Annotated in this window: 26 protein-coding genes, 1 other RNA gene and 1 pseudogene; 8 read left to right on the top strand and 20 right to left on the bottom strand. The window is 58.4% G+C overall.

The window, feature by feature from the left end; genetic code table 11:
• Positions 1-69 precede the first annotated feature (69 nt).
• Positions 70-1044 (top strand): glutathione S-transferase family protein, encoded by a 975-nt coding sequence (locus tag B2J69_RS16890; protein ID WP_081140803.1) that lies wholly within the window; start codon positions 70-72, stop codon positions 1042-1044.
• Between the two features lie 129 nt (positions 1045-1173).
• Positions 1174-1656, top strand: coding sequence for a YlaC family protein (locus tag B2J69_RS16885; RefSeq protein WP_081140802.1), 483 nt, complete (start codon positions 1174-1176; stop codon positions 1654-1656).
• On the opposite strand, the gene B2J69_RS16880 is transcribed toward B2J69_RS16885, so the two are convergent.
• From B2J69_RS16880 to B2J69_RS16850, 7 genes are all read right to left on the bottom strand, one after another.
• Entirely contained in the window at positions 1653-3056 is a 1404-nt protein-coding gene (locus B2J69_RS16880) for an aminotransferase-like domain-containing protein (RefSeq protein WP_081140801.1), read from the bottom strand. The two genes, B2J69_RS16885 and B2J69_RS16880, sit on opposite strands and share 4 nt — an antisense overlap.
• Positions 3057-3315: 259 nt before the next feature.
• Positions 3316-3720, bottom strand: a complete 405-nt coding sequence (locus B2J69_RS16875) for a hypothetical protein (protein WP_081140800.1) — start codon at positions 3718-3720, stop codon at positions 3316-3318.
• A 297-nt stretch (positions 3721-4017) separates the two neighbouring features.
• Positions 4018-4239 carry a hypothetical protein gene (locus tag B2J69_RS24375; RefSeq protein ID WP_236722744.1) on the bottom strand — a complete coding sequence of 74 codons (222 nt, stop codon included), beginning with the start codon at positions 4237-4239 and terminating at the stop codon, positions 4018-4020.
• 52 nt (positions 4240-4291) lie between these two features.
• Entirely contained in the window at positions 4292-4708 is a 417-nt protein-coding gene (locus B2J69_RS16865) for a hypothetical protein (RefSeq protein ID WP_236722743.1), read from the bottom strand.
• A gap of 212 nt (positions 4709-4920) precedes the next feature.
• The gene (locus B2J69_RS16860) at positions 4921-5328 is read right to left on the bottom strand and encodes a hypothetical protein (RefSeq protein ID WP_236722742.1); all 408 of its coding nucleotides are present in this window, start codon (positions 5326-5328) and stop codon (positions 4921-4923) included.
• On the bottom strand, positions 5318-6739 hold the full coding sequence (locus B2J69_RS16855; RefSeq protein ID WP_081140798.1) for a PAAR domain-containing protein: 1422 nt from the start codon (positions 6737-6739) through the stop codon (positions 5318-5320). Before B2J69_RS16855 ends, B2J69_RS16860 begins: the two co-directional genes overlap by 11 nt.
• Positions 6739-7212 carry a PAAR domain-containing protein gene (locus B2J69_RS16850; protein ID WP_081140797.1) on the bottom strand — a complete coding sequence of 158 codons (474 nt, stop codon included), beginning with the start codon at positions 7210-7212 and terminating at the stop codon, positions 6739-6741. The genes B2J69_RS16855 and B2J69_RS16850 overlap by 1 nt, the downstream gene beginning before the upstream one ends.
• Before the next feature lie 284 nt (positions 7213-7496).
• On the opposite strand from B2J69_RS16850, the pseudogene B2J69_RS23915 reads away from it, so the two are divergent.
• A pseudogene (locus B2J69_RS23915) lies at positions 7497-7748 on the top strand (transposase); the annotation flags it as partial.
• Positions 7749-8068: 320 nt separating this feature from the next.
• Here B2J69_RS23915 and rnpB read toward each other — a convergent pair.
• Both rnpB and rsmI read right to left on the bottom strand, forming a co-directional pair.
• Positions 8069-8446, bottom strand: an RNA gene (gene rnpB / locus B2J69_RS16845) — RNase P RNA component class A.
• A gap of 33 nt (positions 8447-8479) precedes the next feature.
• Positions 8480-9343, bottom strand: a complete 864-nt coding sequence (gene rsmI / locus B2J69_RS16840; protein ID WP_081140796.1) for a 16S rRNA (cytidine(1402)-2'-O)-methyltransferase — start codon at positions 9341-9343, stop codon at positions 8480-8482.
• 62 nt (positions 9344-9405) lie between these two features.
• On the opposite strand from rsmI, the gene B2J69_RS16835 reads away from it, so the two are divergent.
• The 4 genes from B2J69_RS16835 to dolP are packed head-to-tail and all read left to right on the top strand — an operon-like array spanning position 9406 to position 12969.
• Entirely contained in the window at positions 9406-11427 is a 2022-nt protein-coding gene (locus tag B2J69_RS16835) for a penicillin-binding protein activator (protein WP_081140795.1), read from the top strand.
• Entirely contained in the window at positions 11385-11780 is a 396-nt protein-coding gene (locus tag B2J69_RS16830) for a YraN family protein (RefSeq protein WP_081140794.1), read from the top strand. The genes B2J69_RS16835 and B2J69_RS16830 overlap by 43 nt, the downstream gene beginning before the upstream one ends.
• A gap of 14 nt (positions 11781-11794) precedes the next feature.
• A complete protein-coding gene (gene diaA / locus B2J69_RS16825) occupies positions 11795-12382 on the top strand; it encodes a DnaA initiator-associating protein DiaA (RefSeq protein ID WP_081140793.1) in 588 nt (195 codons plus the stop codon).
• A 14-nt stretch (positions 12383-12396) separates the two neighbouring features.
• Entirely contained in the window at positions 12397-12969 is a 573-nt protein-coding gene (dolP, locus tag B2J69_RS16820) for a division/outer membrane stress-associated lipid-binding lipoprotein (RefSeq protein WP_081140792.1), read from the top strand.
• Positions 12970-13152: 183 nt separating this feature from the next.
• Here dolP and B2J69_RS16815 read toward each other — a convergent pair whose 3' ends face one another.
• Positions 13153-13857: a pirin family protein gene (locus tag B2J69_RS16815; RefSeq protein ID WP_081140791.1), complete on the bottom strand. Its 705-nt coding sequence runs from the start codon at positions 13855-13857 to the stop codon at positions 13153-13155.
• Between the two features lie 130 nt (positions 13858-13987).
• On the opposite strand from B2J69_RS16815, the gene B2J69_RS16810 reads away from it, so the two are divergent.
• Complete coding sequence (locus tag B2J69_RS16810; RefSeq protein WP_081140790.1) at positions 13988-14887, top strand: LysR family transcriptional regulator; 900 nt, start codon at positions 13988-13990, stop codon at positions 14885-14887.
• Positions 14888-14920: 33 nt separating this feature from the next.
• On the opposite strand, the gene B2J69_RS16805 is transcribed toward B2J69_RS16810, so the two are convergent.
• From B2J69_RS16805 to cybC, 10 genes are all read right to left on the bottom strand, one after another.
• On the bottom strand, positions 14921-16831 hold the full coding sequence (locus B2J69_RS16805; RefSeq protein ID WP_081140789.1) for a BglG family transcription antiterminator: 1911 nt from the start codon (positions 16829-16831) through the stop codon (positions 14921-14923).
• 129 nt (positions 16832-16960) lie between these two features.
• Positions 16961-17701, bottom strand: coding sequence for a 2-dehydro-3-deoxy-phosphogluconate aldolase (gene dagF, locus B2J69_RS16800; RefSeq protein ID WP_081140788.1), 741 nt, complete (start codon positions 17699-17701; stop codon positions 16961-16963).
• Entirely contained in the window at positions 17698-18819 is a 1122-nt protein-coding gene (locus B2J69_RS16795; RefSeq protein WP_081140787.1) for a DgaE family pyridoxal phosphate-dependent ammonia lyase, read from the bottom strand. Before B2J69_RS16795 ends, dagF begins: the two co-directional genes overlap by 4 nt.
• Positions 18803-19936 (bottom strand): amidohydrolase/deacetylase family metallohydrolase, encoded by a 1134-nt coding sequence (locus tag B2J69_RS16790; RefSeq protein ID WP_081140786.1) that lies wholly within the window; start codon positions 19934-19936, stop codon positions 18803-18805. The genes B2J69_RS16795 and B2J69_RS16790 overlap by 17 nt, the downstream gene beginning before the upstream one ends.
• Before the next feature lie 45 nt (positions 19937-19981).
• Positions 19982-20623: a DUF4310 family protein gene (locus B2J69_RS16785; protein ID WP_081140785.1), complete on the bottom strand. Its 642-nt coding sequence runs from the start codon at positions 20621-20623 to the stop codon at positions 19982-19984.
• 10 nt (positions 20624-20633) lie between these two features.
• A complete protein-coding gene (locus B2J69_RS16780; RefSeq protein ID WP_081140784.1) occupies positions 20634-21410 on the bottom strand; it encodes a DUF4311 domain-containing protein in 777 nt (258 codons plus the stop codon).
• Between the two features lie 27 nt (positions 21411-21437).
• Positions 21438-21737 carry a DUF4312 family protein gene (locus B2J69_RS16775; protein WP_081140783.1) on the bottom strand — a complete coding sequence of 100 codons (300 nt, stop codon included), beginning with the start codon at positions 21735-21737 and terminating at the stop codon, positions 21438-21440.
• 2 nt (positions 21738-21739) lie between these two features.
• Positions 21740-22096, bottom strand: a complete 357-nt coding sequence (locus tag B2J69_RS16770; protein ID WP_081140782.1) for an SFCGS family glycine-rich protein — start codon at positions 22094-22096, stop codon at positions 21740-21742.
• A gap of 21 nt (positions 22097-22117) precedes the next feature.
• The gene (locus B2J69_RS16765) at positions 22118-22450 is read right to left on the bottom strand and encodes a glycine dehydrogenase (protein ID WP_081140781.1); all 333 of its coding nucleotides are present in this window, start codon (positions 22448-22450) and stop codon (positions 22118-22120) included.
• Positions 22451-22742: 292 nt separating this feature from the next.
• Positions 22743-23129: a cytochrome b562 gene (gene cybC / locus B2J69_RS16755; protein WP_081140779.1), complete on the bottom strand. Its 387-nt coding sequence runs from the start codon at positions 23127-23129 to the stop codon at positions 22743-22745.
• Positions 23130-23177 lie beyond the last annotated feature (48 nt).

The raw sequence follows: 23177 nt of genomic DNA, 5'->3' as shown, positions 1-23177 counted from the left end.
ATTCGGCGTAATGCCACATATACTTAGCAGGGCGAGGATACTCCTCGCCCTGTTTGCATTGGAGGCGATATGGGCCAACTGATCGAGGGTGTCTGGCACGACACCTGGTACGACACCAAATCCACCGGCGGACGCTTTAAGCGCTCTGATGCGGTCTGGCGCAACTGGGTGACGGCGGACGGCAGCGCCGGACCGACCGGCAGCGCAGGCTTTAAAGCCGAACGCGACCGCTATCATCTGTATGTTTCTCTCGCCTGCCCCTGGGCGCATCGCACGCTGCTGATGCGTCAGCTCAAAGGGCTGGAGTCGATGATTGACGTCTCCGTGGTGCATCCGTTAATGCTGGAAAACGGCTGGACCTTTGACGACGATTTTCCCGACGCCACCGGCGATAAGCTCTATCAGAACGAATTTCTCTACCAGCTCTATCTGCATGCCGATCCGCACTACACCGGGCGCGTGACCGTGCCGGTGCTGTGGGATAAGCAGCAGAACACCATCGTCAGCAATGAGTCGGCGGATATTATCCGCATGTTCAACAGCGCTTTCGACGCCGTTGGCGCACGCGCCGGCGATTACTATCCTCCTGCGCTGCGCGAGAAGATCGACGAGCTGAACGGCTGGATTTACGACACGGTCAACAACGGGGTCTACAAGTCGGGCTTCGCCACGTCGCAGGCGGCCTATGACGAGTCGGTGACCGCGCTGTTCCATTCGCTGTCGCGGCTGGAGCAGATTCTGGGGCAGCATCGCTATCTCACCGGCGACCAGCTCACCGAGGCGGATTTACGCCTCTGGACCACGCTGGTGCGTTTCGATCCGGTCTACGTGACGCATTTTAAATGTGACCGCCACCGTATCGGCGACTACCTGAATCTGAGCGGCTTCCTGCGCGATATCTATCAGATGCCGGGCATCGCCGACACCGTGAATCTGCCGCATATTCGCCATCACTACTACGTCAGTCATAAAACCATCAACCCGAACGGCGTGATTTCGCTGGGCCCGGCGTTTGACTGGGATGAACCGCACGGTCGCGGCTGACCGCAGGCGCCGTCTCTTCGCGGGGGCGGCGCGCTGAGTAACTGTTATAACTATTCTGCGCGTTTCTGTGTCTCCTTTGCCTCACTGTTATCTGTTTTACTGAGCAGAAAAGTGACGGTGAGGTGAACAATGGACGCCATTAAACAAATCTTGATCGACGAAATCGCCACGCTGAACCGCGAAGAGCGCCGCGACAACCGGCCACGTTTCAGCTTCTCCTTCCTGAAAACCCATCCCGGGCTGTGGGCGATTATGTATCTCTGCTATGCGCTGTGCGTGGCGCTGATCTTTTCCACCGAGATGCTCGGCTGGCCCGCCTTCTGGTTCGCCACCCTTTTCGTGCTGGTGATGAGCTTTCTGATGCTGCTGGATATCAACCCGAAATATCGCTTCGAGGATATCGACGCGCTGGATCTGCGCGTCTGCTATAACGGCGAGTGGTATTACGTGCAGCCGGTTTCGGAAGGCGGGGTGAAGAAGATCCTGAATCTGCCGGATGCGCCGGAGCAGGTGAAAAGCGGCATCCATCGCCTGCTGCAGCAGAAAGGTGAGGTGGATTTCTATGACGTCTACTATCTGACCTGGGGCCACCAGCAGGCGGCGCGCATTTAACGACCGCGCTGGTCGGCAATCAGGCCGCCCAGCGTGTCGATCGCCGCTTCGGCGCGCGTGTCCCACGGCCAGGCGGCGTTGACGCGAAAACAGTGGGTAAACTCCTCGCCTGCGGAAAAGAGCCGCCCCGGCGCGATGCTGATCCCCTGCTGTAAGGCCTGCTGATAGAGTCGCGTGGTGTCATAGCCGCGCGGCAGCGTTACCCACAAAAAGAACCCGCCCGGCGAATCGCTTACGCTGGCTTCCGCCGGCAGCGCGCGGCTGAGCGCCTGGCGCACCCACTCTTTGCGCCGTGCCAGCGTCTGGCGCAATTTTTTCAGATGGGTGTCGTAGCGGCGCGTGGCGAGAAAATCCGCCAGCGCCAGCTGCATCGGCGCGCTGGTAGAGAGCGTGCTCATCAGCTGCAGACGCTGGATGCGCTGCGCGTGCTCCCCCGCCGCGACCCAGCCGACGCGAAACCCCGCCACCAGACATTTAGAAAACGAGCCGCAGTGCAGCACGCCGCCGCTGCGATCCCAGTATTTCGCCGGATGGGGCGGCTCGCCGCCGCTCCAGAGTTCGGCGTAGACGTCATCTTCGATCAGCGGCACCTGATAGCGCGCCAGCAGCGCCACCAGCTGCGCTTTGCGCGCGGGCGACAGCGTGACGCCGAGCGGGTTTTGCAGCGTGGTCATCAGCCAGCACGCTTTCACCGGCCAGCGCTGCAGCGTCTCTTCCAGCTGCTGCATGTCGATGCCCTGCTGTGGGTCGCTCGGCACCGCCAGCGCTTTCAGCTTCAGGCGCTCGATCGCCTGCAGCGCGCCATAGAAGGTTGGCTGCTCGATCACCACGTAGTCGCCGGGCTCGGTCAGCGCCTGCAGGCTAAGGTTGAGCGCTTCCAGCGCGCCGTTGGTAATCACGATTTCATCCGGCGACAGGGTAATACCCTGACGCGCGTAGCGCTGCGCCAGCATCTGCCGCAGCGCCGCGTTGCCGGGCGGAAGGTTGTTGAGCGCGTCGAGCGGCGTCAGCTGGTGGGAGACGTTAGAGAGAGAGCGCATCAGCTGGCGCTGCGGAAAAAGTTCGGGGTCGGGAAAGGCGGAGCCGAACGGCACAATCGCCGGTTCGCGTATCGCCTGCAGCACGTCGAAGACGAAGTTGTTGATATCCACCTGCTCGCTGAGCGCCACCTGCGCGGGCGCGGTTTGCAGCGCGCGCGGCGCGACATAGTAGCCGGACTGCGGCCGCGAGACGATCCAGCCCTGGCTCTCCAGCACCTCATAGGCGTGCATTACCGTCATCAGGCTCAGCCCATGCTGCGCCACCTGCTGACGCAGCGACGGCAGCTTCGTGCCCGGCGGCCAGATGCCCGCCTCAATCTGCTGCTGAATCTCATCCGTCAGTTGCTGGTATTTCGCCACGGGCTGCTCCTTTCGTTGCCGGCGCGCAGTTTAGCATGGGGAGAACAGAAGCGCCGAAGGCGGCATAAGATTTGATATCAGCGATACCCAGAAAGCAAAAACCCCGCTTGCGCGGGGTTTTCACCTGAAGAGTCGAAACTGACCGATAAGCCGGGTTCGTTCAACCCTAAGTCAGGCATCTGAGGCACCAGGGGCGTCTTGTGTCGCAGACTGTATCTAACCTTGTGTAACAGAGGAAAGCCCGTCAACTGAAGTGCCTTTACATCCAACCGTGCTCAATAGCAAACATTAACAATCCGCCAACGATAAAAGAAAACACGCTGGCAAGACCGAAAAATATCTCCACATAAAAAGGCCTTATAATCCTTTTTGGTAGCCCGCGAATAAAGTCCTTATCATCATTTTTAGTCAATATTGAACTTCGATTCCAGAGTAATGGCATAAATATAAACTGTGTTTTTATGCCATATGCACCACTGTAATAAAACGAGTTGACATTTTCAAAAAATAATACAGCATCGGGAAGAGATCCAAATTTTTCTTTATATAATACGCAAACTTCTCTGAATCGTTTTCGATTAAAAACAGATTGAATCAGACTTATGATTAACAATAAAACTCCTGTAAGAGTGAGTATTACTGAAGTCATTTTCAGATCAGTCATTGTTGGTCACCTCGTAAAACCCCAGTTTTTCTCCGATGAATTCACCGGCAGCTTTAAATGATCCGCTTAGAGCTTTATCACTTCCATATGCTATGCCACCACTAACACCGAGAGTGCAAATCAAAGCTCCAGCACCTCCTGCCTCTATAGTTGCTGCTCCCAGAACTACTGCACATATAGCCTCTGCTGCACCACCCTGTAAGATTCTACCAGCCAAAGCCCCCCAGCGAGACTCCCCGAAAACTCTCCAATGGAGGTAAACGAGGTTTTGGCGCAATCCCTGCCAACAGAACAGGCTTAGGCAATCTTTGCTGCGGTATCGAAAGCAGACAAGCCAATGCCAATCTTCCCGACTGTTTCCATCCACTTCACGTATTTCGCCAGCTTTTCGATATGGGTGGCATAACCTTCTATATCGCTCACGCCTGTTTCATTCCAGCGACGAGTAATTGAACGACTAGAGAGGCCGAGGGCGTTTTTCAGGTCTGTGTACTCGTTGAACATGAAACGGTGCTTCATAAACATCTTCAGCACGCTATCGAGCTGACCGAACAGGCAAGGGACGCAACTTTCACACCCAGCCATGCCTAATTACTAACATTTGTAACACACCAATAATGAGAAATAACAGACTGATAACCGCCAGGTATATCTCTACGTAGAACGGACCAATAAGCCGTTTGGGTAGCCCACGAATAAAGTCCTTGTCATCGTTTTTGGTCAGGATTGAGCTTTTATTCCACAACAGCGGCATGTATATAAAACTTACTTTTGTGCTGTATGCCACTTTGACATAAAGCGTATTGACGTTATCGAACAGCAATACAGCAGCGGGCAGATTACCGTATTTTTCTTTGTACAGGATGCAGATCTCTTTAAATCTATCCCTGTTGAGAACTGAAGCTATGATACTGGCTATACCAAAGCCGAAAGCAAGTGCTCCAATAATTACTGTTGCCTTGGCGCTAAGTAGATCATTAATGGTCATTGCTTGTAACCTCATATAGCGATTCACCAACGAAGCCACCGAACGCAGATGTGGCTTTATCGCTCCCATATGCAATAGCGCCATTTACGCCGAGCGTACAGAGTAATGCTCCGGCACCTGCGGCCTCTATGGTTGCAGCGCTGGGCTGTCTGGTATCACAGACTGTATCTAGCTTTGTGTAACAGAGTAAATCCCGTCAACTGAAGTGCCTTTTACACCCATCCGTGCTCAATCGCTAACATTAACAATCCACCAATAATAAAAAACAGTATGCTGGCAGCACCGAAGTATATTTCGACGTAAAATGGCCTAATCAGCCGTTTCGGTAGTCCTCTTATGAAGTCCTTATCATCATTTTTGGTCAGAGGTGAACTACTATTCCACAATAGTGGCATGTATATAAATTGTACTTTTATTCCATATGCTCCTTTGACATAGAGCGAATTGACATTCTCAAACAACAACACAGCATCTGGCAGGCTGCCATATTTTGCTTTATATAATTTGCAGATTTCATTAAAGCGTTTTCGGTTAAGCAGAGATGCAGTACTGCTGATAATTATCAGTAGTGTCCCAGTAAGAATAGCTATTACCGAAATCATTTCTAAATTAATCTTCACCGCTTACCTCATAAAGGCCAAACCCTTTCCCGATAGACTGCCCCGTTTTTCCTCCTGCCCAGCTTAGAGCCTTGTCACTTCCGTATGCTATGCCACCGCTCACACCAATAGTACAAAGTAACGCACCTGCCCCCATGGCTTCAAAAGTCGCAGCCCCCAAAACAACTGCACAGACAGTATTTGCAGCGCCCGCACCAATGAGCCTACTTGCGGCCATTCCACCTACCAGACTCCCGGAAAACTCCCCAATAGAGGTAAACGAGGTTTTCGCACAATTCCTGCCAACCGTGCAGGCTTCGGTAATCTTTGCGGCGGTATCAAAAGCAGACAGGCCAATGCCAATCTTCCCGGCTGTTTCCATCCACTTCACGTATTTCGCCAGCTTTTCGATATGGGTGGCATAACCTTCTATATCGCTCACGCCTGTTTCATTCCAGCGACGAGTAATTGAACGACTGGAGAGGCCGAGGGCGTTTTTCAGGTCTGTGTACTCGTTGAACATGAAACGGTGCTTCATAAACATCTTCAGCACGCTATCGAGCTGACCGAACAGGCGACGGCGCTCAGCAAAGAATTGTTCACCGATTAGTGTGCCGCTGGTGATGTACTGGTTCTTGTAGGTTTTCTCAATCTCGACAAGGATTTTTTCAACCTGTTCGAAATACCCTTTCGCGGCTTCGGTTACTTGTCCTGAGTATCCATAAGTATCGCTCGCCGTACTGGCAGCAGCAGCGAACATCTCAATGGTGTCTTTGTGCTTGTAGAGAAAGTTGGCTTGCTGAATGGAGAGAGGAGCCAAGGCTGCATCAACTCGCGCTTTCGCGGCCTGCATATGGGAGATTTGCTCTTCATCCTGCTTATTGGGGTCAACTACCAGCATGATAGAACCCGCTTTATATCTTTCATCCGGGCCGTTTAGTGTAGCGAATAGCTCCTTTACCCCTGCTGGCGGATTCTCTGTGAATAGCAGGCGCTGCCAGGCTTCTGTAGTACCACCGTAAGGGATAATGGTAAAACCTGCGTCGATACCGGTTTTCTTTTTAGCTGCCTGGGCGTGTTCGACTGGCTCAGGAAGTACAGGCATCATCTCCACGAGGTGAGATAGATCGGTGTTCGTTACTGTTGCTTCTCCACCAAGTTCGTAATCGTCATCGAAGTTTGAGGGAATAAATTTTGATTTACAGGGGCAAGAGCTATAGCTGTGCAGCGTTCCGGCAATCCTTTTGCCGTGTATATCATCATCAAGTCCACCACAGATACGGTAAATCCCTGGATGCTTACCACAAGTTACTTTATGCCCTTCGCAGGACATATCTCTGTCAAAATGCTGGTGGTCGCTCCATCCCTCAGTAATTACACCACCACATCGAGTTTTATCACCCCTGAATAAATAATATCCCTTAGCTCCCATCAGTGCTTACTCCCCGGCATGGTCAGGAATCCTTCCGGAAGTTCGCAGCCTTCACGCAATACCAGTTTAATGCTTGATTGCGGCGTTGAGATTATTTCATCACCATTATCAAGCATACTGCCAACAAGAGCCGCAGATGCTCCCTGCATAACACGCGCTTTACCTGCACCGGAAATAATTGCGGCCTCTCTGCCGTCAGCGTATACAACTTTATTTCCAACTCGCGCCATTAGATACCCGCCAACTGTACTGCTTCCTGTTACATGGCTGATTACCCCACCGTTTCGGGTAAGGCTTCCCACAACGGCGAACCGAAACACGTAAGCTAAAGAGCTACTTGTTTTTCGCTTGTTAATTTCTTCAGGTTTTTTGCGTGCCTGGCTGTCGCAGAGTGTTAAAAGTGCCTCGTTGTATGGCGGTTGTGAATGAGCCTCACTAATTTCAGGTGTGATTTCGTTAAAGTAATGCTGCATAAACCCCTCTACTCAGATCAATTAATCCTATAGAACATTCATTTTATAAATATCGCTATTTATTGAGAAGTGTTTTTCACTAAAATTGAAATTTTCTTTTGAATTATTTATCTCGTCATTTTTTGATGAATTTTATTCACTGCCATCTTTATCACAGGCCTTGATGTATAGAAAATGTTTTAACCCCGTGATAAATGTAAAAGTACAAGTGCCATTAAAGTTAAATTGCCAGAGATTTAACAGACACCTCTGATTCATTTTAGATGACTTAAAAAGAGGTGCGTATGAGCGGTAAGCGTTATCCCGGAGAGTTTAAAATTGAAGGAGTCGAACGGGTTGTTGATCGTAGTCATTCTGTTTCCGGCCTTGCAACACATCTTGATATTACTACTCACAGCCTTTACGCCCGGATAACGAAGTACGGTTCGAATTATTCTAATAAAGAACAGTCAGTTGCTTAGGCCGAAATCTGCCAACCTCAGAAGGGGTTGAAGCGGGTTAATGACGAACGGCACATGTTGCATACTTCACAAAGCTGATTGTGTTAATGATGTTGAGGAGTTGTTCGCGCCCTATCCTGCGAAATTTGAAGAGCGATATGCATGAGCTAAAGACGAGAAATGATAAACCGGCAGTGACAAGGGCTATCAATACTCAAAGAACAGTGAAAAAATTGGCGATCAATAAAGCGAAAGTAGACTTAGTAAATGTCGTTGCGGTGAAGCGTATAAGGGATAATGCAACCGTTGGTGTATCCCATTTCTGCTTAGGCGCGTGTTAGAAAGGTAAACATGTCAGAGGGGATTCCAGGCGCCAGAAAGCAAAAACCCCGCTTGCGCGGGGTTTTCACCTGAAAAGTCGAAACTGACCGATAAGCCGGGTTCTGTCGTGGACAGTCATTCATCTAGGCCAGCAATCGCTCACTGGCTCAAGCAGCCTACCCGGGTTCAGTACGGGCCGTACCATGCGAACCCCTATTTGGCCTTGCTCCGGGTGGAGTTTACCGTGCCGCGAACTGTTGCCAGACGCGCGGTGCGCTCTTACCGCACCCTTTCACCCTTACCTGATCCCATAAATGGGCCATCGGCGGTTTGCTCTCTGTTGCACTGGTCGTAGGCTTGCGCCCCCCAGGCGTTACCTGGCACCCTGCCCTATGGAGCCCGGACTTTCCTCCCCTCTGCCCGTCTCCCTACAAGAGGGACGACGACAAAGCGGCGACTGTCTGGTCAGCTTCGGCGCGAGATATTAGGGCATTCGACCGCGTTTGTCACGCCTCTTGCTGATCGAGCGCGAAGCGATAGAGCGCATTTTTCTTCACGCCGTGGATTTCCGCCGTCAGCGCCGCCGCCTTTTTTAACGGCAATTCTTTCTGCAGCAGCGCCAGCGTGCGCAGCGCGTCGGCGGGCAGCGCCTCTTCATCCGCCTTATGCCCTTCGACGATCAGCGCCATCTCCCCTTTGCGACGATTCTCATCCTCTTTGATCCAGGCGAGCAGCTCGCCTACCGGCGCGCCGTGAATCGACTCCCAGGTTTTGGTCAGCTCGCGCGCCAGCACCACATAGCGATCGGCGCCCAGCTCCTTCACCATATCTTCCAGGCTGTCGAGCAGACGGTGTGTCGACTCATAAAAAATCAGGGTGCGCGGCTCCTGCGCCAGCGCGCGCAGCGCATCGCAGCGCGCCTTGGTTTTGGCGGGCAGAAACCCTTCGTAACAGAAACGATCGGACGGTAACCCGGCGGCGCTTAATGCTGTGACGGCGGCGCAGGCGCCAGGCAGCGGCACCACGCGGATGCCCGCCTCGCGGCAGCGGCGCACCAGATGGTAGCCCGGATCGTTGATCAGCGGCGTGCCGGCATCGGAAACCAGCGCAATGCTCTGCCCTTCCTGCAGCTTCGCCAGCAGCAGTTCCGCCTTCTGCTGTTCGTTGTGGTCGTGAAGTGCGAAGAGCCGCGCAGCGATGGCGAAATGTTGTAGCAACAGTCCGGTATGACGTGTATCTTCCGCTGCGACCAGATCGACGCCCGAAAGCACCGTCAGCGCCCGCTGGGTGATATCACCCAAATTACCAATCGGGGTTGGAACGATGTAGAGCGTGCTGGCAGAAATCTCTGCCCGATCGAGTTGTTTCATTGTTTCATCCGAATTGCCGATTTAATATTGAGCATCTTGAAAAAAACATCACTGGATACAGTATGCTTCCTTCAAAAATCGTTCGTCATAAAGCAAGACGCTTTGTGCCTGTCCTTCTTGCTGGGCTGATTTTAGCCGCCTGTAGCGGTCAGGGGCCGCAAACCTCAAACGTAAATATTCAGGGGCCCATTACCGGCGGGTCTGATTACTATCTGCAGCAAGTGCAGCAAAGCAGCGATGATAGCAGGACAGACTGGCAATTACTTGCCATCCGTGCCCTGATGAAAGAAGGAAAGTATCCGCAGGCCGGGCAGCAGCTTAACCAGCTGCCGAGCCGCCTCAGCGACACGCAACAGCAGGAGCTGCTGCTGCTTAAGTCGCAGTTTCTGTTCAGCCAGCAGAACGTGCCGGGCGCAACGCAGCTGCTGAGCCAGGTGAAAGTTGACGACCTGTCGAAAGAGCAGCAGGCGCGCTACTACGGCCTGCAGATCGCCGCCGCGCAGGGCAAACCTTCGCTGACGCTGCTGCGCGCCTATATCGCGCAGGAGCCGCTGCTGAGCGGCGAGGATCATCAGAAAAACATCGACGCTACCTGGCAGGCGCTGACGCAGATGACGCCGCAGGAGGCGAGCAATCTGGTGATCAACGCCAGCGAGAATACCCTGCAGGGCTGGCTGGATCTGCTTAACGTCTGGCGCGCCAACGCCCAGGATGGCGAGATGCTGAAGTCCGCCCTTAAAGACTGGCAGACGCGCTATCCGCAAAACCCGGCGGCGAAAACCCTGCCAACGCCGCTCAGCCAGGCGCAGAACTTTACCAAAGCCTCGACCAGCACCATCGCACTGCTGCTGCCGCTGAACGGCCAGGCGCAGGTGTTCGCCAGCGCCATCGAGAAAGGCTTCAACGACGCCAAAAACGGCGCTCTGAACGGTGCGCCGCAGCCAACTGCCCAGCCCGCGACCCAGCCGGCCGCCGCAGACGCTGCGCAGCCCGCGCCGACCGGCGAAGCCAATACCGTGGTCAGCCCGGCCGCCGCCGCGATTACCCCAGCCGATACTCAGCAGCCCGCGGCGTCGCAGCCAGCGGCCAGCGCCGCGCCCGCCAGCAGCGCGCAGATCAAGGTCTATGACACCAGCAGCCAGCCGATTCAGCAGGTGCTGCAGCAGGCGCAGCAGGATGGCGCAACGCTGGTGGTTGGTCCGCTGCTGAAAAACAACGTCGAAGCGGTCGCCAACAGCCAGACGCCGCTCAACGTGCTGGCGCTTAACGCGCCGGAGCAGATCCAGAACCATCCGAATATTTGCTATTTTGCGCTTTCTCCTGAAGACGAAGCGCGCGATGCCGCGCACCATATGTGGGATCAGGGCAAACGCCAGCCGCTGCTGCTGGTGCCGCGCAGCAGCTTCGGCGATCGCGTGGTCAACGCCTTCGCCCAGGAGTGGCAGAAGCTGGGCGGCACGGCGCCGCTGCAGCAGCGCTTCGGCTCGACCGCCGAGCTGAAGCAGGGCATCAACAGCGGCGCGGGCATCACGCTGAGCGGCACGCCGGTCAACACGCAGCCTGCGGAACCGCAGGGCGTGACCATCGCCGGACTGACGATCCCGTCGCCGCAGCAGGAGAGCGCGCCGCCAGCGGCGAGCGGCGGCGGCGTCGATTCGGTTTATATCGTCTCGACGCAGGATGAGCTGCAGCTGATTAAGCCGATGATCGCCATGCGCACCGGCAGCCGCAGCGCGGCCTCGCTCTACGCCAGCTCGCGCAGCTATCAGGCAGGCGCCGGCCCTGACTTCCGTCTGGAGATGGAAGGGTTGCAGTTTAGCGACATTCCGCTGCTTTCAGGCCGCAATCCGGCGCTGATGCAGCGAGCAGCGCAGTCGTTCAACAACGACTATTCGCTGGTTCGCCTCTATGCGATGGGCATTGACGCCTGGACGCTGGCGAACAGTTTTAACCAGGTGCGCCAGACGCCGGGCTTCACCATCGACGGCAATACCGGCAAACTGAGCGCGAATCAGGATTGCGTGATCAACAGGACGTTGTCATGGAGCCAGTATCGTCAGGGCGAGATCGTTCCCGCCTCCTGAACCCTCGGCGCCTCGGCGCCGAACAGGAACAGCGCGCCCGGCGCTATTTAGAGCGCGCCGGTCTGCGCTGGGTCGCCAGCAACGTGAACTATCGCGGCGGCGAACTGGATCTCATCATGCGCGACGGCGCATGCTGGGTGTTTGTGGAGGTGCGCTACCGGCGCGATGCGCGCTACGGCGGCGCGCTGGCCAGCATCACCCGCCTCAAACAGCAGAAACTGCTGCGCGCCGCCGCCCTGTGGCTGGCGCAGCGCGGCGGCAGTTTTGAGACGGTGGATTGCCGTTTCGACATCATCGCCATTACCGGTACGGCGCTGGAATGGCTGCCCAATGCCTTTAATGCAGACGTATAGAACCAGGTGGTCGTGTGCAGGACAGAATCAAAGCGTGTTTTACTGAAAGTATTCAAACCCAGATTGCCGCCGCAGAGGCGCTGCCGGATGCCATTTCCCGCGCTGCGATGACGCTGGTGCAGTGCCTGCTTAACGGCAATAAAATTCTCAGCTGCGGCAACGGGGCCTCAGCCGCCAACGCGCAGCATTTCGCCGCCAGCATGATCAACCGTTTCGAGACCGAGCGCCCCAGCCTGCCTGCGCTGGTGCTCAGCGCGGACAACGTGATGCTGACGGCGATCGGTAACGATCGTCAGCACGATGAAATTTACGCTAAGCAGGTACGCGCGCTGGGTCAGACCGGCGACGTCCTGCTGGCGATCTCCACCCGCGGCAACACGCGCGATATCGTGAAAGCGGTAGAAGCCGCGGTGACCCGTGATATGACCATCGTTGCGCTCACCGGCTATGACGGCGGCGAGCTGGCGGGCCTGCTGGGCCCGCACGACGTGGAAATTCGCATCCCGTCGCACCGAAGCGCCCGCATCCACGAAATGCATATGCTGACGCTGAACTGCCTGTGCGACCTGATTGACAACACACTGTTTCCACACCAGGAATAGCTGAAGGAGCAAACATGAAAGCATTGAACGCTGTCGCCATCCTGTTAACCGCCATGCTGCTGCAGGGCTGCGTTGCCGTCGTCGCCGGCGGTGCGGCCGTTGCCACCAAAACTGCCACTGACCCGCGCACCGTGGGCACCCAGGTCGATGACGGCACGCTGGAGCTGCGCGTCAGCAACGCGCTGGCGAAAGATCAGCAGATCAAAACCGACGCGCGCATTATCGCCACCGCCTATCAGGGCAAAGTGCTGCTGACCGGCCAGGCACCGTCGCAGGATATCGCCAGCCGCGCGAAGCAGATCACCATGGGCGTGGATGGCGCGACCGAAGTTTACAACGAGATCCGCATCGGCCAGAAAGTGAGCCTCGGCACCTCGTCGTCAGACACCTGGATCACCACCAAAATCCGCTCGCAGCTGCTGGGCAGCGATCAGGTGAAATCGTCGAACGTGAAGGTCACCACCGAAAACGGGGAAGTGTTCCTGCTGGGTCTGGTGACGGCGGAAGAGGCGAAAGCGGCGGCGGATATCGCCAGCCGGGTCAGCGGCGTGAAGCACGTCACCACCGCGTTCACTATGCTGAAGTAAGCGAGCATCAGGCCGCTCATCTGTCCACAAGCGGATGATATGGGCCGAAGAGCAAAGCGTCCCGCGCCAGGGAAGGCGCGGGCCGAGCGAGCATGGATGCACTGAGCGACTTTGCGATCGGACCATGTCATCCGCGCAGGCACAGCGGCAACAGACGAACAGGGCGGCCTTAGCCGCCCTTTTTTACACCGGTATGTCGATCACCAGCGCCCGCGTCGCGGTCTTCGCCCGCAGCCGAATCTGCTGCTCCTCCTGCAAAAACGCCCCGTCGCCGCAGCCCAGCTTCTCCTGACGATCGCCAGGCGTCACCGCCTCCAGCGAGCCGTGAATCGACTGTAAATAGGCGCGCGGACCGCGCAGCGTCAGCGTCTGCTCTTCTCCCGGCGCCAGCCGCAGCTGATGGACCCACACCTGCTGACGCAGCTGCAGGCTATTGCCCGCGCCGTCCGGCGAGGCGATCAGCAGGCTGTTTTCCCGCGCCGGCAGCACGATTTTTTGCAGCGGCGGATTCTCTCGCTCGGGACAGGCGGCCAGCCAGAGCTGCATGCGCGTCAGCGGCTGATCCTTACGCAGGTTGATCTCGCTGTAGCTGACGCCCTGCTGCGTGGCGAGCAGCAGCGCTTCGCCTTCGCGCGCAACGATATGATTACCCTCGCTGTCGCGATACTCCGCCTCGCCCTGCAGCACGATGTTCAACACGTCGACCTGCGGATAGGTGCGCGGCTGAAAGGCGGCGCCCGGCGCCAGCACTTCCTGGTTCAACACGCGAAGCGAAGCGTAGCCCATCAGTTTGGGATCGAAATAGTGACCAAAAGAGAAACTGTAGCGCGCCTGAAGCCAGCCGAAATCGGCCTGGCCGCACGCGGACGCACTGCGCGTTGTTATCATGATAATCCTCCAGCTCGCCGCGGCAGAGAGCGGCCGCAGACTTGATACCCATTATGGTAAAAGGCTGGACGCCGTATTGTTAGCCAGTTAATCTGCCGTGCATATTCAAATTTCCTGAAAGAGAGTGCGGATGGCCAAAGAGCGGGCTTTAACCCTGGAAGCGTTGCGCGTGATGGATGCGATCGACCGGCGCGGCAGCTTTGCGGCGGCGGCGGATGAGCTGGGGCGCGTGCCGTCGGCGCTCAGCTACACCATGCAAAAGCTGGAGGAAGAGCTGGACGTGGTGCTGTTCGACCGCTCCGGCCACCGAACCAAATTCACCAACGTCGGGCGCATGCTGCTGGAGCGCGGACGCGTGCTGCTGGAGGCGGCGGACAAGCTCACCACCGACGCCGAAGCGCTGGCGCGCGGCTGGGAAACCCACCTCACCATCGTCACCGAGGCGCTGGTGCCGACCGACGCGCTGTTCCCGCTGGTGGAGAAGCTGGCGGAAAAAGCCAATACCCAGATTTCGCTGATCACCGAGGTGCTGGCGGGCGCGTGGGAGCGGCTGGAGCAGGGCCGCGCCGATATCGTTATCGCGCCGGATATGCATTTTCGCGCCTCCACCGAAATCAACACCCGCAAGCTCTACACCATGATGAGCGTCTATGTCGCCAGCGCCGATCACCCTATCCACAACGAGCCGGAGCCGCAGTCGGAAGTGACGCGCGTGAAATATCGCGGCATCGCGGTGGCCGACACGGCGCGCGAGCGTCCGGTGCTGACGGTGCAGCTGCTGGATAAGCAGCAGCGCCTGACGGTGAGCAGCATGGACGACAAGCGCCGAGCACTGCTGGCGGGCCTCGGCGTCGCCACCATGCCCTATTCGCTGGTGGAAAAGGATATTGCGGAAGGTCGGCTGCGCGTCGTCAGCCCGGAATATACCCGCGAGGTAGATATTATTATGGCGTGGCGCCGCGACAGCATGGGCGAAGCCAAAGCCTGGTGCCTGCGCGAGATCCCGCGCTTGCTGGCGAAAAGAAGCTAGGCCTCTCTAACGGCGCCAGGCTGGCGCCCGTTGTTACAGCCGTCCCAGACACTCAATCGCCACCGCCTTAAACCCGGCAAAATCGCTGCTGTCGCGCAGCCGGGCCACCGCCCTTTCGCGCAGAAACGTCACGAACAGATCGTAGATCGCCATCGCCTCTTCATACTCGCTTTTGCTGATCGCCAGCAGAAAGATCACCGAGGCGGTGTCGTCGCCCCAGGGTATGCCCTGCGGCGCCAGCACGGTATAGACCACGGTCTTCTTCGCCAGCAGGCCGAGCGAGTGCGGCAGCGCGATGCCCTCGCCCAGCATGGTGCTGACGATCGCCTCGCGCTCCTCTACCGAAGGGTAGAAGCTCGCGTCGACATAGCCTTCCGCCTCCAGCCGATCGCACAGCTGACGAAACAGCTGCGACTGCGTCATCGGCTTATCGACGATCAGGAAGTGCTGCGCGTCGAAAAACTTCTCCAGCATATAGGGCCGCGTGCGGTCCACCAGCACCAGCTTGCCGATCTGCTCCAGCTGAAAGCCGGTGGGAAACGGCGACATCACCACCACCGGCTTATCTTTCTCGCTCAGCCGCGCGGTGGAGATAACGAAATCCTCGTCGATGCGCGTGCGCGCCTCATACTCGCGCTGCGACAGCCGCGCGGTCACCTGCAGCTGCGGGTATTTGCGCAGCAGCATCGCCTCAATCATGCGCAGCGTCGAGTTGCCGCTGTCGCATACCAGCAACACCTGCGGATGTCGTTGATAGCCGACGTCGTAGTGACGCTCCAGCCCGACGCCGATGTGCAGCACCAGAAAGCCGATTTCGTTCTCGCTGATGGTATAGGGCGTGTATTTGCCCCAGCTGGAGACCGCCGCCAGCGTCACGTCGTAGGCCATCGGATAGTGCTGTTTGATATTGTCCAGCAGCGGGTTGGGAATATGGATCTGGTAACGCACGCGGGTGATCATGGTTTTAATGTGCGTCAGCAGATCGGCGCGCAGCTGCGCGTCGCCCTGCAGGTTGTAGTTGTAGTGGGTATTGATATAGCTCAGCAGGTAATCCACCAGCGCGTCGGCGTCATCGGCATTGATGGCGCTCGGCGCCGCCTCCTGGATCTGGCGCGCCGCGATATTGACCCGCAGCCAGCTCTCTTCCGCTGGGGACACCGGCTTGCCCACCAGCGGACGCAGCAGCGCGATCAGCTGGTGCGCCGCCTCGCGCACGTCCAGCCCGACATCTTCCGCGCCGGGATCGCTGAGCGGATAGCCTTCGCTGATGCGCCGCACCGCCACCGCGCAGTAGAGGCGCAGATAGCGCTCGCCCTCGTCGCTGAGGCGCACGTTATGGCGCGTCAGGCACTGCTGCAGCAGCGGGCGCAGCGTCTCGAGAATGCCGCTGTGCAGCGCTTCGACGGCGATCAGCGGGCTGTCGGCCTGCTCCTGGTCAATCTGCCACAGCAGGTCGGTTAAACAGGTGCGGATCGCCACTTCGCTGCCGAACAGCTTCATGCCGTAGTGCGGCTTGCTCTCAATGTTGAGGTGATAGCGCGCCAGCCATTCGCGCACCTCGGTCATGTCGTTTTGCAGCGTGGCGCGGCTGACGAACCACTCTTCCGCCAGATCCTCCAGCTTCAGCGACCAGGCGGCGGTGAGAAAACGCGTCAGCAGATAACGCACGCGCTCGGCGGAGGTGCGCGGCACGCGCAGCGGCGCGCGCTTGTGCGGCTCCAGCCGCTGGAAGCGCTGCGCGTCGTCGATTTTCAGCTGATAGCCGGCGCCGCGGCTCAGCACAAACTGTGCGCCGTAGTCCGCCAGCAGCGCGTTGAGCGCGCTGATATCGGTGCGCACGGTGCGCGTGGAAACGGCGAAGCGCCGCGCCAGCTCATCCTGGGGCAGCGTTTCGTTCTGCAAAGCGTCAAACAGTTGCGCAAGGCGCTGGTTAGGAAATCTCAAGGCGGTCTACCTGTTGCAGCGATGGCATGCTTCAGCGGCATCATGCCGAAAGATAGCAGCCTAAAGCGAACGCCGCGTCACGTCCAGGCATGCGCCGACGCCCTGTGAGGCGCGCCGGCGCAGCGGGCGTTACGGCAGCAGTTTCTTGCAAATCGCCAGCAGCTGGCGCACATCTTCCACGCGCGTATCGCCGCTGGCGGGATCGATAATCGAGCTGTAGACGTGCGGGATAATTTTACTGACGCCCGCCTCCAGCGCAATGCGCAGGATCGCTTCGACGTTATCCAGATCGATGCCGCCGGTCGGCTCCAGCCAGAAGTCGTGCGCCGCGCACGCCTGCGCCACGGCGCGATATTCGTCAACCGCCTTCAGGCCGCCCATAGGAAAGTATTTCACCGAGCTGCCGCCCATATCCTTCAATAGCGCGATGGCGGCGTCGATCGGCACCTGCGCGTCGCTGCCCTGCGAACTCAGCGGGCCGGTGGAGATCTTTACCAGGCCCGGCGTGCCGGTCGGCGAGATCAGGCCGTTGACCACGGTTTGCGACTGGCCGAGCAGCGCGCGGCTGGTGGCGACGCCGGTAAACACCTGGTTGACGTGCTGCGGCTGCAGCACGGCGGAAATCTCGCTCACCATTTTTGACTGATTTGGGTCGCCCGCGCCCAGCCCGACCGAGAGCGCGTTGTCGATCAGCGCGGCGTATTCGCGCATATCGGCGATGGCCGCCTCGTTGCTGCTGTAGTTTTTTGACAGCACGCCCACCAGCACATGCCCTTCCGCCGCTTCCCAGATGGCGCGCGCGTTGGCTTTCGATCCGGCCAGCACGTTAAGGCAGAGACGATCCTGATAGAAATTCGGGGTCAGCGTCATGCGGTTTTTCCTCCGTTCAACAGCGCCTGAATCGAGGTGAAAATGGTGTGCAGCTGCTCGGCGCTGACGCTGCGCACATCCGCCTCGATAATGCCTTCGTTGGCTTTGTAGCCGCGAAAATAGATGGCGATGGCACCGTTTTTCAGCGCCTGTACGATATCGCCGGTGCGCTGGCCGATGGCCGCCTCGTCGAATTTGATTTCGGCGCGGGCGATGTCGCGTCCCGCCGCGTCCCACACCACGCGCGCGCTGACGCCGCGCAGCTGGTTGAGGCTGTCGATAAAGGGCGTCATCTTCTCTACCATCTGCGCGCCGCTGGTTTTCTCCAGCCGCAGATAGTTTTCAACTGCCTGCGTCAGGCCGAGGATGCCCTCTTTGCCGACTTTCATTGCCCGGCCGATGCCGTTGCTCTGGCGTTTCACCCACTCGACGTACTGCTGTCTGCCGATCACCAGCCCGCTGGTCGGCCCCTCAATCGCCTTCGCGCCGCTGTAGATCACCAGATCGGCGCCGTACTGGTAGTAGCACTGCAGATCCTCTTCGGCGGCGGCATCGACGATCAGCGGCACGCCGTGTTTGCGCGCCACCACTGCCGCCTGCTCGACGCTCAGATGGCTTTTCTGCACGCAGTGGTGCGATTTCACGTAGAGGATCGCTGCGGTCTGCGGCGTGATCGCCGCCGCCAGCTGCTCGGGCGAGCATTCGTTGCTGTAGCCCGCCTCTACCAGCCGCCCGCCGCCCAGCGCCACCATGCTGCCGACCGGCGCGCCGTAGTTGACGTTATGGCCCTTCGGCACCACGATGTCGTGCGGCACCGCCAGCGGTGCGGCGTGCAGGTTATCCAGCAGCCAGTCGCTCTCTTTGACGATCACCGCCGCCACGCACTGCGCGATGCCCGCCGAGGCGCAGGAGACCACCACCGCGTTTTCTACGTTCAGCAGCTGCGCGATATAGGCGCCGGTTTTGTTGACCAGATCTTTCATTTCGAAATAGTGGCTGAGGCCGGTCTGGACGGTGTCGACTACATCCGCCGACGGCGTAGAGACGCCGAGGATGGTCATGCGGCCCGAGGCGTTGATCACCGGCTTCAGGCCATATTTTTCATAAATCGAAGACATTGGCTTTCCCTTCTTCTGTCAGGAACCACTCGCCCGCCACCACGGCGGCCAGCGGCGTAAGGTGTTTCTCCCCGGTAAGCTGTTCGCCTTCGGAATCCACAAACAGGCGGGGCGTGTCGGTCAGGCTGAACAGCGTCAGATCGCCGTCATAGCCGACCTCCAGTCGTCCTTTGCGCGTCAGGCGCAATCCTTCCGCCGCCTTCCAGGTGACGCAGTCGATCACCTGCGGCAGCGTCATGCCGACGCTAAGAAATTTCGACATCACGTGCGCCAGGCTATGCACCGGGCCATTGAGGCGGTTGCGGCAGTAGATATCGGAGCTGATGGTGTCGGGCAGAATGCCCTGCGCGATGGCGACGCGCGCCACCTCAAAGCTAAAGCTGGCGCTGCCGTGGCCGACGTCCATCTTCACGCCGCGCGCGATGGCGTTGCGCACCGACGCCTTGAGTTCGCCCTGCGGCGTCAGCACGCGGTTGGGCTTGCCGTTAAAGCAGTGGGTGATGATGTCGCCCGCGGTGAGACGATCGGCGATCTCCGCCAGATCCGGCGGATTGTTGCCGATATGCACCATCAGCGGCAGGCCGCCAACGCGCTGCTGGATCGCTTTGGCTTTGATCAGCGGCTGAATGCCGTTCTCGCCCACCACGCTGCTGCTCATGCGCGCCTTCAGGCCGACGATAAAGTCGGGTAGCCGCGCGACGGCGCCCGCTACCGCGTCGCCGTCGATCTGGCGCATATCCGCCAGCTCGTTCTGCGTGACGATGCCGGTGCGCGCGATATTGATCAGCGCGTAGACCTGAGTCGTGGCGGCGCGGGTAATCGCATAAAAATCATCGATATGGTCCGCGCCGGTGCTGCCCGCATCGATCACCGTGGTGACGCCGGTGGCAACGCCGATGGCGTCCGCCTCGTCGTGGTAGATGGGCGATTTGGGGTAGCAGTGCACGTGGGAATCGATCCAGCCTGCGCTGACGTAGCAGCGTCCGGCCAGATCGCGTTCGCGTTTGGCTTCGCCCGGCAGGCTGTCGGCGACGGCGGCGATTTTGCCCTCCTGCAGCGCGATATCCACCAGCCGTTCATTCGTCAGCCTGGCGCGGCGAAGGATCAGATCGAACATAGCAACTCCTTAACGCGGCGGCCCGCTGACGAGCCGCCGTTAGCTCTAGATGGCGACCGGGAAGATCGCGCCGAGGATCATGGCGCCGAGGATCGCGCCGCCGGTGATCGGCTTGTTCCACAGGTAAAACAGCAGCGCGCCGAGCAGCGATCCCAGGCCGATCGGGATCGAGGCCGCCATAGCGGAGAGAATGATCAGCGGCCCTAAAAAGCGGCCGGAGGCGTTGCCCGCGCCCATCATCACATCCGCGCCGTAGGTCGAGTCGCTCTGGTTGATGGTGAACTTGCGCGTCAGAATGATGATGTAGCCAATCGCCAGGCCGATCACCAGACCAGTCGCCAGCGAGGCGGCGAAGTTTGCCACCGGAAAGACGATGCCCGCGCCGAGCAGCAGCGCCGGCACGCCCAGTCCGACGCCGGTCTGGATAGCGCCGCCGATGTCGAGGATGCCCACCAGCGAGCCTTCGATAATGCGCGCAAACAGGAAGCTCGCGCCGAAGGCGGCCACCGCGCCATAGACGCCGGTTTCCATTCCGGCGCGCAGCATAGAGACGAACGCCACTTCGTTAAACGCGCCGATGCCGTAGAGATAGTACATATGGGTGCCGGCGAACACGCCCGACGAGAGCAGGCCGACGAAGATGGGAAAAGACCAGTCGGCGTACCAGAAGCCTTTATTTTCAGTCATGACGCTAGCCTCACTTGCCGCTCAGAGAGTTATGGATCATGTCGAGCCAGCCGGGAATGCCCAACTGGAAGGACTGCAGCAGCTTCATATCGAAACCGCGGAAGAAGCCGCTCAGCACGAACAGCAGCACGATCGCCACCATCATCACTTTGGTGACTTTGTTCCAGCCGCTCTCCTCCACGCCTTTGCCGATCAGAATGCCCAGCACCAGGCCCGGAACGGCGTTGCCCATGATCAGCTGCGCCAGACCGCCGAAAATCGTCGCCCAGAAGCCCGATTTTTTCCCGGCGTCGATGGCCGCCAGCCAGAAGATCACCGGCATCACCGTGTTGACCAGCAGGTTGGCCGCCGGCACCAGCACTTTCACCGCGGTGACCTGCAGCGCGGCCGGCACCGCCGAGGCGGTGGAGTTGAGGAAGGCGACCACGATCATGCCGATGATGCCGCAGGCGATGGCCATTTTTTTCGGGTCGTGCAGGGTTTCGGCCAGGTTGCGGTTTTTTATCATCAGCGCGGCCGCGCCCCAGTTAGGAATAATGCGGTGATCGACGTCCTGCGTGAAGGAGCCTGCCGCCACGGAAGATGCCCAGGCATTGAAGAAAAAGCCGAGACCAAAGGAGAAGTGCGACGCGGGATCGCCTTCGCAGGAGTTAAGCTCGCCCAGCGTACGGAACGCGCCCATCCCCTGCGACGTCGGCGCGTGGAACATGCGCGCCGCACCGGCGCCAACGCCCACACCCACCAGCCCCCCAATGATCAACGACTTAAACAAAATGATTAAAAACATGTTTTTTACCTTTGTTGTCGTCTGTTTTTACGGTGTCGCCGTGAATGCCACCTGTGCGGTATCGATCACGGTGACGCTGACGGTAATCTCCAGCTCAACGCTGTAGGTCCGCCGCTGGCGCGCCAGAAAAAAGAAGAGGAACTTCTCCGTTCGGACGCTCTCCTGCGCGCGCAGCACCCGTACATCCTGGGGTTCAATGCGCAGCAGAATTTTTTGCGTCGCGCGCAGCACCTGGCTCTGCACGCGACTCAGGGCATCGGCAAAGGCCTTCTCTTTGCTGTCGCCTTTGCCCTGCACCGTCACCTGAGTAACGTATTGTTCTTTCATGGTCAGCTGCCGTGCTTCTTGTTCCAGGCCTGCACCAGCCGCTCGCCTAACTCTTCTTTGTCCATAAAGCCGAAGCCGAGCACGTTGGCGCCTTCGTTAATGGCGGTGACCCCTTCGTCGATAGAGCGCATGCCGTGGCGCGCTTTATAGCCATATTTGTTCTGGGCGGTAATGGCGCCCGCGCCGCCGCTGCCGCAAAAGGAGATGCCGAAGTCGGCGTTTTCCGCCTTCATCACGTCGCCCAGCTTCATGTCCGCCGCCACGCCCGGCACCACCACGGCGCGTCCGCCCGCTTTTTCGATGCCTGCGGCCACTTTCTGTCCTTTACCTAAACGATCGCCAATGACTACGGTTACCATGATGATTTCCTCATTTAACAATTAGTTGGAACGTGCCACTTCTATATGGACGGAGAGAAGCCAGGCCTCTTCGCGCGGCAGATTGCCGAACAGATCGACCACCTGCTGCGCCAGCTGCATGGTTTCCGGCGATATATCCTCAAACAGCTCCGCGTCGACTTCTGGAAGGGGTTCGCCGGTCAGCGAGCGCAGCGCCATGGCGCGTACGTGCGACGCCAGCATCTGCTGCTGCACCGCGTTGGGCGCGATAGCGTGTTGGGCGTAGAGCGCCGCGATTTGCGCCATCACCCTGTGGGTCAGGGCCTCAATCTCATCCGGCGTGGTCTGCCGTACCGAAGCTTCGTTGCTGCTCACCTTGCTACTCCTGTTCACGAAAATTCGCGTTGCGAATAAATTACGGCGTAGCGCGGTGGAAGTGCAGACGCACTTTTTCCGCCTCGAAACGGAAATCGCAGTGGATGCTGTGCGCCAGATCGCAGGACGCACGGATTGTGTGATACAAGCCGCGTTATGCGCGCTTTAAAAGCGAAAAGCGGGTGTCAAAAGAGAAGCGTGCATGGACCGCCGCGCTGCGCGCAGGCCATAAAAGATGAGATAAGAAAAGCTGATGACGAAAAAAAGCCGGTCGCGCCGACCGGCCTGGCCGTTAGCGGAATTTTTTATGGTTGGCGTTGCGGATATCCGCCAGCTTTTTCGCTTCAGCTTTGGCGCCGTCGACGTTGTTGGCTTTCGCCAACTGGTCGACCACGTCAATCTGGGCGATAAGCGAGTCCAGCCCGGCGTGGTAGTCCTTGATCTGCGCGCTGTCGGCCGGCTCTCCTTCCAGCTTCTCCGGCGTCGATTTTTTGGCGTCTTGCGCCGCCTGACGCATCTCGCCCAGCGCCTTTTGCATCTCCTGCGCGTCGCTGGTTTTCATCACGGTGTTCAGCCCCGCTTTCAGGGTGTCCATGTCATGTTCCAGATCCGCCGCGTAGAGGCTGGCGCTTCCGAACAGCAAAGAGAGAGATAACATTGCAATCACATGCTTACGCATCGGTGTATCCTTTTTATTGTGGGCAAAAAAAAAGCAGCCAGAGCGGCT

Origin of the sequence: Pantoea latae (assembly GCF_002077695.1) — a bacterium.
In the GTDB taxonomy this organism is placed as follows: Bacteria; Pseudomonadota; Gammaproteobacteria; order Enterobacterales; family Enterobacteriaceae; genus Pantoea; species Pantoea latae.
This window is presented reverse-complemented; position numbering and strand designations above follow the sequence as displayed.

Coding starts and splice junctions, on each gene's coding strand:
- B2J69_RS16775 (WP_081140783.1), bottom strand. CDS start 21,737: ATGAAAGAACAATACGTTACTCAGGTGACGGTGCAGGGCAAAGGCGAC.
- dagF (WP_081140788.1), bottom strand. CDS start 17,701: ATGACGCTGACCCCGAATTTCTATCAGGATCGTCTCTGCCTTAACGTG.
- B2J69_RS16790 (WP_081140786.1), bottom strand. CDS start 19,936: ATGTTCGATCTGATCCTTCGCCGCGCCAGGCTGACGAATGAACGGCTG.
- B2J69_RS16795 (WP_081140787.1), bottom strand. CDS start 18,819: ATGTCTTCGATTTATGAAAAATATGGCCTGAAGCCGGTGATCAACGCC.
- B2J69_RS16865 (WP_236722743.1), bottom strand. CDS start 4,708: ATGACCATTAATGATCTACTTAGCGCCAAGGCAACAGTAATTATTGGA.
- B2J69_RS24375 (WP_236722744.1), bottom strand. CDS start 4,239: ATGAAGCACCGTTTCATGTTCAACGAGTACACAGACCTGAAAAACGCC.
- cybC (WP_081140779.1), bottom strand. CDS start 23,129: ATGCGTAAGCATGTGATTGCAATGTTATCTCTCTCTTTGCTGTTCGGA.
- B2J69_RS16770 (WP_081140782.1), bottom strand. CDS start 22,096: ATGGTAACCGTAGTCATTGGCGATCGTTTAGGTAAAGGACAGAAAGTG.
- dolP (WP_081140792.1), top strand. CDS start 12,397: ATGAAAGCATTGAACGCTGTCGCCATCCTGTTAACCGCCATGCTGCTG.
- rsmI (WP_081140796.1), bottom strand. CDS start 9,343: ATGAAACAACTCGATCGGGCAGAGATTTCTGCCAGCACGCTCTACATC.
- B2J69_RS16885 (WP_081140802.1), top strand. CDS start 1,174: ATGGACGCCATTAAACAAATCTTGATCGACGAAATCGCCACGCTGAAC.
- B2J69_RS16835 (WP_081140795.1), top strand. CDS start 9,406: ATGCTTCCTTCAAAAATCGTTCGTCATAAAGCAAGACGCTTTGTGCCT.
- B2J69_RS16890 (WP_081140803.1), top strand. CDS start 70: ATGGGCCAACTGATCGAGGGTGTCTGGCACGACACCTGGTACGACACC.
- B2J69_RS16875 (WP_081140800.1), bottom strand. CDS start 3,720: ATGACTGATCTGAAAATGACTTCAGTAATACTCACTCTTACAGGAGTT.
- B2J69_RS16810 (WP_081140790.1), top strand. CDS start 13,988: ATGGCCAAAGAGCGGGCTTTAACCCTGGAAGCGTTGCGCGTGATGGAT.
- B2J69_RS16850 (WP_081140797.1), bottom strand. CDS start 7,212: ATGCAGCATTACTTTAACGAAATCACACCTGAAATTAGTGAGGCTCAT.
- B2J69_RS16830 (WP_081140794.1), top strand. CDS start 11,385: ATGGAGCCAGTATCGTCAGGGCGAGATCGTTCCCGCCTCCTGAACCCT.
- B2J69_RS16855 (WP_081140798.1), bottom strand. CDS start 6,739: ATGGGAGCTAAGGGATATTATTTATTCAGGGGTGATAAAACTCGATGT.
- B2J69_RS16785 (WP_081140785.1), bottom strand. CDS start 20,623: ATGACTGAAAATAAAGGCTTCTGGTACGCCGACTGGTCTTTTCCCATC.
- B2J69_RS16780 (WP_081140784.1), bottom strand. CDS start 21,410: ATGTTTTTAATCATTTTGTTTAAGTCGTTGATCATTGGGGGGCTGGTG.
- B2J69_RS16815 (WP_081140791.1), bottom strand. CDS start 13,857: ATGATAACAACGCGCAGTGCGTCCGCGTGCGGCCAGGCCGATTTCGGC.